Below are 9,667 nucleotides of genomic sequence, written 5' to 3' on the forward strand. Positions count from 1 at the left end.
TCCTCGGAACGGCGCGATGGGGTCGGATACCGACTCACTGTTCGTTGACGCGCCAACCGCTGCGGGCGGACACCCCCCGACACGGCCCCTTCCGTGCGTACGCGGGTGCGGGCACGCCGTGGCTGAGCCGCCGCACTCGCCCTGGCTGCGGGCATGCGTGCCGCTGGGGGCGGCACGGGTGGGCGCAGCGGCACCCCGCTTCGCCGGGTTGCGCACCCACCCGGCCCCGGCTCCGACGCCGAGCACCTCGTCGCGCCGAGTTGCGGACCGCCCGGCCTCAGCGGAAACGCCGGGTGCTCAGCGACTTACGACAGCGCCAGCCACGCCACCGCCGCGACAATCGCTACGGCGACGACGACGCCGAGGATGAGGCCGATGCGCGGCCCGCCGCCGGCGGACGCCGCCGCGGCCTGCCGCCCCTGCGGTGCCTCGTCGACGAACGCGCGGAACATCTGGGTGTTGCCGGCAGGGTCGTGATTGCCCTGGGGGGCCTGGTTGTTAGCCATGGCCCGAGACCCTAGCGAAAACGCCGGGGCTCCCCAAGTGGGGGTTGGTCTTCCGTTTGCCCCGGGACGACCGGTACCGCCACCCTCGCCACCAGCACATTTACTGACGCAATACTTGCCTTTGCCAAGTTTTGATGCCGCATTCACCTCCTTTATTTGCCTTCAGCAACCAATAGCTCCTATGGTTGCCCTAAGCAACGAAAGCGGGAGGTGTCGTGGCCGAGAGGGCGCAGTACGAAGACCTGGTCCGCCAGTTCAGTGCCTTCGGCGCCGTGAAGCGGGAGCTCGGCCGCATCATGCCGGCCGAATGCCCCGGCGGGTCGGCGGCCGTTCTGACCCTGCTGGGCCGCCATGGCGACATGCGCATGAGCAAGCTCGCCGAGCTGCTCGCGGTGGACATGTCGGTCACCAGCCGCCATGTCGCGCACGTCGTGGACCGGGGCTGGATCGAACGCTCCCCCGACCCCGCGGACAAGCGCTCACGCATCCTGCGCCTCACGCCCGCGGGCGACGCGCAGCTCGACGAGCTGTCCCGGCGGACCACCGAGGTGCTCGAAGAGCGCCTGAGCGACTGGTCCGACGAGGACGTCCGCCGGCTCACGCAGCTGATGGCACGGCTGCGGGAGAGCTTCGACTGCCGGCCCCCGGCCCGGGCGGCACCACCCGCTGTCGAACAGACCACCCGTACACCCGCAAGCACGTAAGAAAAGGAAGCCCATGGCAACGACCACACCAGCCGGTGTGCGGGCTCATGCCAAGCACGGGGGAGGCTCGCACAGCTCCCCCGGCGACGGCGCTCCGATGACGCACCGGCAGATCATGGAGGCCCTCACCGGCCTGCTGCTCGGCATGTTCGTCGCGATCCTGTCGTCGACGATCGTCTCCAACGCCCTGCCCCGGATCATCGGCGACCTCGGTGGCGGCCAGAGTGCCTACACCTGGGTCGTGACCGCGTCCCTGCTGACGATGACCGCGTCCACACCGCTGTGGGGCAAGCTCGCCGACCTGTTCTCCAAGAAGCTGCTGATCCAGCTCGCCCTGGTCATCTTCGTGCTGGGGTCGGCGGCGGCGGGCATGTCGCAGAACCCCGGCATGCTCATCACGTTCCGCGCGGTCCAGGGCATCGGCATGGGCGGTCTGTCCGCGCTGGCCCAGATCATCATGGCGGCGATGATCTCGCCGCGTGAGCGCGGCCGCTACAACGGCTACCTCGGCGCCGTCTTCGCGACGGCCATGGTCGGCGGTCCGCTGGTCGGCGGTGTCATCACCGACACCGACTGGCTCGGCTGGCGCTGGTGCTTCTACGTCGGCGTGCCCTTCGCCGTGATCGCCCTGATCGTGCTGCAGAAGACCCTGCACCTGCCCGTGGTGAAGCGGAAGGTCAAGGTCGACTGGGCCGGCGCCTTCTTCATCAGCGCGGCCGTCTGCCTGCTGCTGGTCTGGGTGACCTTCGCCGGTGACAAGTACGACTGGGTGTCGTGGCAGACCTATGCGATGGTCGGTGGCTCGGTCGTGCTGCTGGCGGTGTTCGTCCTCATCGAGGCGAAGGCGAGCGAGCCGATCATTCCGCTGCGGCTGTTCCGCAACCGGACCATCACGCTGGCCTCCGTCGCCTCCCTGTTCGTCGGTGTCGCGATGTTCTCCGGGACCGTGTTCTTCAGCCAGTACTTCCAGCTCGCGCGGGACAAGTCGCCGACGATGTCCGGGGTCATGACCATTCCGATGATCGCCGGTCTGTTCGTCTCCTCGACGGTCTCCGGGCAGGTCATCACCCGGACCGGGCGCTGGAAGGCGTGGCTGGTCGCCGGCGGTGTGCTGGTGACCGCGGGCCTCGGCCTGCTGAGCACGATCCGGTACGACACCGAGTACTGGCACATCGCGATCTTCATGGCACTGATGGGTCTCGGCATCGGCATGATGATGCAGAACCTGGTGCTCTGCACGCAGAACCAGGTGGAGCCGAGCGACCTGGGTGCCGCCAGCTCCACGGTGACCTTCTTCCGCTCCCTGGGCGGTGCCGTGGGCGTCTCGGCGCTGGGCGCGGTCCTGGGCAACAAGATCACCGACTACGTCAAGGACGGCCTCGCCGACCTCGGCGCCAAGGGCGCGGCCCTCGGCCACGCCGGCACGGGCGGGGGCGGTATCCCCGACCTCGACGCGATGCCCGCGCCGCTGCGCACCGTCGTGGAGAGCGCCTACGGCCACGGTGTCGCGGACGTGTTCCTCTACTCGGCTCCGTTGGCGCTGCTCGCGCTGCTGGTCTCGCTGTTCATCAAGGAGGTTCCGTTGAAGACGAAGGGCGGGCTGGCGCAGGCCGCCGAGCCGGAGACGGCTGCGGCTCCCGCCGAGGCCGTGGCTCCCGCCGCGGAGAAGGCCGTGCCGAGCTGGGCCGTGGCGGAGAACGAGGCCGTCGACGGCACCGGGCCCGAGGGGACGCAGCGGCTCGCCGCCGTCGCCACGGCGGTCCGTCCGGAGGAGGCCTCGGGCGGCGTCCCCGGCGTCCCCGTAAGCGGGTTTGTCCGCGGCGCCGAGTCCGCGCCCGTGCCGCAGGCCGCCGTCACGCTGATCTCGCTGGCCGGGCGTCAGCTCGGCCGGTCCGTGGCGCAGGCCGACGGCTCGTACGCGGTGGACGCCCCGGGCTCCGGGTCGTACGTCCTGATCGCCTCCGCCGACGGTTTCCAGCCGCAGGCGTCCACGGTCGTGGTGAACGGCGAGCCGGTCGCCTACGACATCCTGCTCAGCGGCACCAGCGGGCTGACCGGCCTGGTGCGGGCCGCCGAGAACGGGCAGCCGGTCAAGGACGCGATGGTCATCGTGACCGACGTGCGCGGCGACCTGCTGGCCACCGGGACCACCGGTGAGCAGGGCGACTTCACCTTCGCCGAGCTGGTGCCGGGGGCGGTGACCGTCGCGGTGAACGCCGCCGGGTACCGGCCGCGGGCCCTGCCCGTCGAGGTGGGCGGCACCGGGGTCACCCGGGTCGAGATGGACCTGGACTCGGGCGCTCGCGTCCAGGGTGTCGTGCGGGCTCCGCACGGCCCGCTGGCCGATGCCCGGGTGACGCTGGTCGACCAGGCGGGCAATGTCGTCGGCTCGGCCACGACCGGCACGGACGGGGCGTACGCCTTCGCCGACCTGGACGGCGGCGAGTACACCGTGATCGCCACGGGCTACCCGCCGGTGGCCACCGCCCTGACGGTCACGGGTGCCGGCGCCGACGGCCACGACATCGAACTCGCCCACCCCGGCGAGTAGCCCGACCCCGGCCCGTGGCAGGTGGGCGCGCTCTGAGCGGAGGTGCGCCCCCTGTCGCGGGCCGGTTTCTTTCTGAGGAGTAGTTGAGATGGGACTGACCGCGAGGATCCGTACCCGGGACGGTTGGGCCGTGTCGCACGCGGTCGTCACGGTGGCGGACATGAGGGGCGCGCAGGTGCTGCGTGCCGAGGCCGACGCCGAGGGCGCCGTACGGGACACGACGCCGATGGAGGCGGGGGCGTACACCGTCATCGTCACGGCCGTCGGGTACGCGCCCGCGGCCTCCAGCGTGATCGTCACCGCGAGCGGGCGGGCCGAGGTCGGCACGGTGACGCTGGCGCGGCAGGGCGGCACCGAGCTGCCGCCGCCCGGCCCGTGGACCGTCGACCCGGTGCACTCCAGCGTGGCCGCCGTGGCACAGCACCTGGGCATCTCCAGCGTGCACGGCCGGTTCACGGAGTTCTCCGGCTCGATCGAGATCGCCCCGGACGACGTCACCAAGTCGCGCGTGGAGGCGGTGATCCGGGCCGCGTCCGTCGACACCGGCAACGGCATGCGCGACGGGCACCTGAAGTCGCCGGACTTTCTCGATGTCGAGCGGTTCCCCGAGATCACCTACCGGTCGACCGGGCTGACGGCGGCCGGGTCCGACCGGTGGACGGTCCACGGCGAGCTGGGCATGCACGGTGTCGTACGGCCGGTCGACCTCGATCTGGCCTACCTCGGCACGGGCCCGGACCCGTGGGGCGGCACCCGCGCGGCGTTCCGCGCCACGACCGAGCTGCACCGCGAGGACTTCGCGATGAACTACAACCAGGTCCTGCAGGCGGGCATCGCCGCCATCGGTACGACGCTCAAGGTGGAGCTGGACATCCAGGCCGTGCAGGGCGAGTCACTTCCGGCGGCCTGAGGCCGGGTCCGCCGGCCGGGACACTCTCGCCACCAACTGGTCGCACAGGTCGCGGAGTTTGACGTTCCGGTCCTGTGAGATCCGGCGCAGCCGCTCCAGCGCGATGCGCGCGTCGATCCGCTCCCGGGCCATGAGGATGCCGATCGCCTGGTCGATGACGCTGCGGGAGAGCAGCGCGGTGCGCACATCGGCCGCGGACTGGCGCCCGCGTTCGATCCGCAGGGCCACGTCGATCGCGTCCCCGGCCCGTGCCGCGAAGGCCCGGGCCGCCTCCCGGCCCGCCGCCAGCGACCCGGGGCGCTCGCCGTAGAAGTTGAGCGCCGCGCCCGTCTCGTCCTCGATGTCTATGGGCACGGCCAGCACGCACCCGACGCCCGCGGACAGCGCGTACCGCGTGTACGACGGCCAGCGGGACTCCGCCGACAGATCGGGGGCGTACTGCTCGGCGCCGGTCTCGGCGGCCTCGACGCAGGGGCCCGACCCGTTCTCGTACTGGCGCAGGTCCAGGCCGCTGGGCAGGCCGTCGCTGCCGGCCAGGGTGAGCAGCCGCCCGGCACGACGCACCGTGATACTGCACGCGGCGGCGCCGGGCACCTCTCGCACCGCACGGTCGGTCAGATCGTGCAGCAGGGTGTCGAGACCACCGCTGCGCACCATCGCCTGGTCCAGCGTGTCGGACGGCTCGGAACTCATGACCGTACGGGTATCCCGTCACCGCCCGCGCACGCCCCCGACCTGACCCGGCTCGTCAGGTGGTGTTGTGCGTGCCGACGATGCGGCGGGCGAGATCGCGCAGTTTCACGTTCTCCCGCTGGGAGGCCCGCACCAGGCTCTCGAAGGCCGCGGCCGCGTCGATGCCCTGACGCTCCATGAGGATGCCGGTGGCCTGGCCGATCAGGTCCCGGGTGTGCATGGCCTCGGTGAGCTGCTCGCGCACGGTCGCCGAGTCCAGGGCGATGCTGACGTGCGCGGTGAACAGCCGGCCGATGCGCGTCGCGTCCTCGTCGAAGACGCCCGGCTTGCGCGCGTAGGCCGTGAGCACGGTGAGCCGGCGGCGGTCGGCGCGCAGCCGCAGCGACAGCGCCGAGCGCAGCCCCAGGGCCGACAGCACGTCCCAGCCGTCGTCCGCCTCGCTGTCCCCTATCCGCGCCACCGGGCTGTTCCACAACCGCTCCCAGTGCCCGTGCTGTTCGCGGCCGGTGTGCCGGGCCTCGGCGGAGCGCACGACCTCGTCGGTCCAGGCGAGCGTACGGAGCCGGCTGCCGCGCTCGAGCACGGAGACGCCGGCGTGCTCGGCCCCGGGCATGAGGTGCACGGCCAGCCGGACGGCCGTGCGCAGGGTGCTGTGGGGAGTGAGCGTCTCGTGCAGCTGCTGAGACGCCACCGTCAGCGCATCGGCCAGCTCGGAGCCAACCGGAAAACGGGGCAAATCAGGAAAGTCGGACGCAGCCACCACGAACCTCTTCGGCATGCACGGCCATGGCCGTGCGCAGGAGAGCTCCGCAGCACATTCCCGACTGCGAGCACAGGACGGACAGCACTCTAGCTGCTCGGTTGCGTCCAGGTGACGTCCGGCCGACGGCCGCGACAGGCGCTTCCGCAGCCGTGCCCCGGCGTGGTGGAATGGGCCCAAGGGTCAGGAAGCGGCCTTACCGGAATCCGGACGAACGTCTGCCAGGTGAGCGCTGTGACTTTCATCCCGAATCCCACCGAACCGCAGGACCTGCCGGGCCGTGTCTACGTCACGATGCCCGCGGAGATCGACTTCTGCAACGCCGCCGAGCTGCTCCCGGCCATCATGTCCGCGGCCCGGGACCGTGGTGACCGGCTGGAGCTGCTCGTCCTGGACCTCTCCTGCACCTCCTTCATGGACTCCCAGGGCGTCCGCCTGATCAACGACATCCGCCACCGGCTGCGCCCCGAGGCCCGGGTGCGCCTGGTGGCCCGGCCCGACGGCGTCACGAGCAGCGTCCTGGAGCTGACCGGACTGCGCCGGGACGTCCCCGTGTACGACAACCTCGCGGAAGCCATGGCGTCGTAGGCTGCCGCCCATGGCACCGAACATCGCGACGAACACCCGTGTCTCCCTCGACGAGTTGCTCGACTTCGTACGACCCCGGCACCACGCGATCCTGCTGACCCGGCGGGCCGACGAAGGCCCCCAGGGCTCGCCCCTGACCTGCGGCGTCGACGACTCCGGCCGGATCGTGGTCTCCACGTACCCGGAGCGGGCCAAGACCCGCAACGCCAAGCGGGACCCGCGCGTGAGCCTGATCGTCCTGAGCGACGACTGGAACGGCCCCTGGGTACAGATCGACGGCACCGCCGAGGTCGTCGACACACCCGACTCCATCGAACCGCTCGTGGAGTACTACCGGAACATCGCCGGTGAGCACCCCGACTGGGACGAGTACCGCGCGGCCATGGCCAAGCAGGGCAAGTCGATCATCCGGATCACCCCGGAGCGCTGGGGGCCGGTGGCCACCGGCGGGTTCCCGGCGCGGCTGGTCGAGGGGGAGTAGCCCCGCAGGCGGCTCAGGCGCGGGCGACGATCGTCTCGATGCCGGCGATCAGCAGCTCCAGCGCGAACTCGAAGTCCCGCTCCAGCATCTCCGCCACCGTGTCGCCGCCGCGGGCCGCCATCATCTCCTGGGACTCCTGGATGAGGTCGGCGGCCTGCGGGGACTCGGTCGCCTTGCTCATGGCGTCCTGGAAGTACTCGTCCAGGGTCATGCCGGTGGCCGCGGCCCGGGTGGAGAGATGGCCCTCGAGCGTGCCGTACCCGTAGACGAACTGGAAGACCGCCGAGATCGTGCTCGTCAGCCGGTTCGCGGGCAGCCCGGTCCTGCGGATCACGCGCTGCACGGCCCTCGAGTACGCCAGGTTGTGGGGACCGATGTTGAGGTAGGTGCCGACCAGCTGCGACACCCAGGGGTGGCGCACCAGCAGGCTGCGGTACTCCCGGGCGAGGGCACGCACCTGGTCGCGCCAGTCCTCGTCGGCTTCCGCCTCGGGCAGCCGCATCTCGCCCATGACCTCGTCCAGGGCGAGTTCGAGGAGGTCGTCCTTGGTATCGACGTACCAGTAGACGGACATCGCGGTGACGTTCAGCTCGCCGGCCAGCCGCCGCATCGAGAACTTGGCCAGCCCCTCGGCATCGAGCAGCCGCGCGGTGACCTCGATGATGCGCTCCCGGTCCAGCCCCGAGGGCTGCCCCCCACCGCGCCGCCGATGCGCCTTGCCGCCCAGCCACACACTGCTCCGCGCGGCTTTGTCGGCTGCTTTCGCCATGGCGCACCTTCCCTAACTTTCCAACGCCGATCATGCTAATCGGCGCCGTCTTTCAGGGGCGCGGGGAACTGCGCGATCAACCACAGCGGACCCGCACCCGCCCGACTACCCATCGGCCCGAGCTCCTAGGCGGACTCTGCCCGCTCGGCCCGCCGCAACAACGCCGCCGCGACCAAACCACCCAGCAGGACAGCAACCGCCCCCACCAACTGACTGCTCTCCAGGCCGGAGGCGAACGCGTCGGAGATCCGCGCCTTCTCCTGCGCCGAGTCCGCCGCCGCCAGCGCAGCAGGCAACGACGCCGCGGACACGGCGACCAGCGACGCGAACCGCGAGTTGAGCACGGCGCCGAGGACCGCGACACCAAGGCCGTTGCCGAACTCCGCGAGCGTCCCGTTGATCCCCGCACCGACCCCCGCCTTCTCGGGCGGAATCGCACTCATGATCGCGTTGGCCATGGCCGGCATGGACAGCGCCACACCCGCGCCCATGACGATCAGACCGAGCAGCATCCCGCCGTACCCGTGCCCACCGAGCAGCGCGATCGACGCCAGCCCCGCGGACACCAGGGTCATACCGAGCGCGATGGCCGCCGGCGTACCGGCCTTGAGCACCAGCTTCGCCCCGATCCCGGTGAAGTTGAGCGCGACGACGGTCAGCGCCAGCGGCGCGGTCCGCAGCCCGGCGTCCAGCGGCTCGTAGCCGAGGACGAACTGGAGGTGCTGCGTGAGCAGGAACAGCGACCCCGTCATGCCGAACGCCACGAGGATCGTGCCCGCGACCGCGCCCACGAACTTCTGGTTGCGGAAGAAGTGCATGTCGAGCATGGGGTTGTCGATGCGCAGCTCCCACATGACGAACAGACCGAGTACGGCCAGGCCGATCAGCGCGGAGACCAGCACCTGGCCGGACGTCCAGCCGTGCTCGGGCCCGGTGATGATCGCGTACACGCACGCCGTCATGCCGATGGTCGACAGCACCGCGCCGACCAGGTCGGGACGGTCGCCCGCCGTGTGCTTGGACTCCGGGACGAGCGCGGCGACCGCGACCAGGCCGAGCACGGCGACCGGGATGTTGATCAGGAAGATGGCGCCCCACCAGAAGTGGTTCAGCATCACACCGCCGATCAGCGGCCCGGCCGCGAACCCGAGCGAACTGACCGTCGACCACAGCGCGATGGCCTTCACCCGCTCCTTGTCGTCGAAGATCTGCACGACGACGGCGAGGATCGTGGTCATCAGCAAGGCGCCGCCGACGCCCATGCCCGCACGGGCCGCGATGAGCTGGGCCGGGCTCTGGGAGAGTCCGGCCGCCAGCGAGCCCACGCCGAATATCGCCAGGCCCGCCATCAGCAGCAGCTTGCGGCCGTAGCGGTCGGCGGCGTTGCCCGCGGTGAGCAGCAGGCCGGACTGGACCAGCGCGTACGCGTTCATCATCCACTGGACGTCGGCGGTCGTCGCGTCCATCTCGCGGGTGAGCGAGGGGATCGCCACGTTCAGGATCGTGTTGTCGAGCAGCACGGTGAGCTGCGCGAGGCAGATGACACCGAGGATCAGCCAGCGTTGGGGGTGGCCGCCGGAAGCCGTCTGGGGTGGGGCCTGTTCCTGTGGGGACGTCGTCATGCTGTACACCGTAGAACAGTTCCCATACGGCGTACAACAGAGATAGGGCGAAAGAGACAGGCGAAGGGCGGTGGCACTCGGCC

At 70.8% G+C, this 9,667-nt stretch carries 10 protein-coding genes; 5 read left to right on the forward strand and 5 right to left on the reverse strand.

Annotated elements, in window-relative coordinates:
* Positions 1 to 305: 305 nt before the first annotated feature.
* A complete protein-coding gene (locus tag ACFTZL_RS34465) occupies positions 306 to 506 on the reverse strand; it encodes a hypothetical protein (protein WP_382591094.1) in 201 nt (66 codons plus the stop codon).
* Positions 507 to 721: 215 nt separating this feature from the next.
* On the opposite strand from ACFTZL_RS34465, the gene ACFTZL_RS34470 reads away from it, so the two are divergent.
* The 3 genes from ACFTZL_RS34470 (at position 722) to ACFTZL_RS34480 (ending at position 4,671) form a co-directional block, all read left to right on the forward strand.
* A complete protein-coding gene (locus ACFTZL_RS34470; protein ID WP_382591097.1) occupies positions 722 to 1,210 on the forward strand; it encodes a MarR family winged helix-turn-helix transcriptional regulator in 489 nt (162 codons plus the stop codon).
* Between the two features lie 13 nt (positions 1,211 to 1,223).
* A complete protein-coding gene (locus ACFTZL_RS34475; protein WP_382591099.1) occupies positions 1,224 to 3,761 on the forward strand; it encodes an MFS transporter in 2,538 nt (845 codons plus the stop codon).
* Positions 3,762 to 3,849: 88 nt separating this feature from the next.
* Complete coding sequence (locus tag ACFTZL_RS34480) at positions 3,850 to 4,671, forward strand: YceI family protein (RefSeq protein ID WP_382591102.1); 822 nt, start codon at positions 3,850 to 3,852, stop codon at positions 4,669 to 4,671.
* Here the strand turns inward: ACFTZL_RS34480 and ACFTZL_RS34485 are convergent.
* Both ACFTZL_RS34485 and ACFTZL_RS34490 read right to left on the reverse strand, forming a co-directional pair.
* A complete protein-coding gene (locus ACFTZL_RS34485) occupies positions 4,654 to 5,364 on the reverse strand; it encodes an ANTAR domain-containing protein (RefSeq protein WP_382591105.1) in 711 nt (236 codons plus the stop codon). The two genes, ACFTZL_RS34480 and ACFTZL_RS34485, sit on opposite strands and share 18 nt — an antisense overlap.
* A gap of 55 nt (positions 5,365 to 5,419) precedes the next feature.
* The gene (locus tag ACFTZL_RS34490) at positions 5,420 to 6,142 is read right to left on the reverse strand and encodes an ANTAR domain-containing protein (protein WP_382591108.1); all 723 of its coding nucleotides are present in this window, start codon (positions 6,140 to 6,142) and stop codon (positions 5,420 to 5,422) included.
* A 216-nt stretch (positions 6,143 to 6,358) separates the two neighbouring features.
* On the opposite strand from ACFTZL_RS34490, the gene ACFTZL_RS34495 reads away from it, so the two are divergent.
* Together ACFTZL_RS34495 and ACFTZL_RS34500 are read left to right on the forward strand one after the other, a co-directional pair.
* Positions 6,359 to 6,712 carry an STAS domain-containing protein gene (locus tag ACFTZL_RS34495; RefSeq protein WP_382591119.1) on the forward strand — a complete coding sequence of 118 codons (354 nt, stop codon included), beginning with the start codon at positions 6,359 to 6,361 and terminating at the stop codon, positions 6,710 to 6,712.
* 10 nt (positions 6,713 to 6,722) lie between these two features.
* Entirely contained in the window at positions 6,723 to 7,193 is a 471-nt protein-coding gene (locus ACFTZL_RS34500; RefSeq protein WP_382591110.1) for a PPOX class F420-dependent oxidoreductase, read from the forward strand.
* Positions 7,194 to 7,206: 13 nt separating this feature from the next.
* On the opposite strand, the gene ACFTZL_RS34505 is transcribed toward ACFTZL_RS34500, so the two are convergent.
* Positions 7,207 to 7,962 carry a TetR/AcrR family transcriptional regulator gene (locus ACFTZL_RS34505; RefSeq protein ID WP_382591113.1) on the reverse strand — a complete coding sequence of 252 codons (756 nt, stop codon included), beginning with the start codon at positions 7,960 to 7,962 and terminating at the stop codon, positions 7,207 to 7,209.
* Positions 7,963 to 8,087: 125 nt separating this feature from the next.
* A complete protein-coding gene (locus ACFTZL_RS34510) occupies positions 8,088 to 9,584 on the reverse strand; it encodes an MFS transporter (RefSeq protein ID WP_382591116.1) in 1,497 nt (498 codons plus the stop codon).
* Between the last annotated feature and the right edge of the window lie 83 nt (positions 9,585 to 9,667).

It is taken from the genome of Streptomyces sp. NPDC056948 (genome assembly GCF_042674225.1).
Lineage (GTDB): Bacteria > Actinomycetota > Actinomycetes > Streptomycetales > Streptomycetaceae > Streptomyces > Streptomyces purpurascens.

Bases quoted from the DNA above. Each gene is read 5' to 3' on its own strand.
- ACFTZL_RS34465 (WP_382591094.1), bottom strand. From the start codon at position 506: ATGGCTAACAACCAGGCCCCCCAGGGCAATCACGACCCTGCCGGCAAC.
- ACFTZL_RS34475 (WP_382591099.1), top strand. From the start codon at position 1,224: ATGGCAACGACCACACCAGCCGGTGTGCGGGCTCATGCCAAGCACGGG.
- ACFTZL_RS34480 (WP_382591102.1), top strand. From the start codon at position 3,850: ATGGGACTGACCGCGAGGATCCGTACCCGGGACGGTTGGGCCGTGTCG.
- ACFTZL_RS34485 (WP_382591105.1), bottom strand. From the start codon at position 5,364: ATGAGTTCCGAGCCGTCCGACACGCTGGACCAGGCGATGGTGCGCAGC.
- ACFTZL_RS34490 (WP_382591108.1), bottom strand. From the start codon at position 6,142: ATGCCGAAGAGGTTCGTGGTGGCTGCGTCCGACTTTCCTGATTTGCCC.
- ACFTZL_RS34500 (WP_382591110.1), top strand. From the start codon at position 6,723: ATGGCACCGAACATCGCGACGAACACCCGTGTCTCCCTCGACGAGTTG.
- ACFTZL_RS34505 (WP_382591113.1), bottom strand. From the start codon at position 7,962: ATGGCGAAAGCAGCCGACAAAGCCGCGCGGAGCAGTGTGTGGCTGGGC.
- ACFTZL_RS34510 (WP_382591116.1), bottom strand. From the start codon at position 9,584: ATGACGACGTCCCCACAGGAACAGGCCCCACCCCAGACGGCTTCCGGC.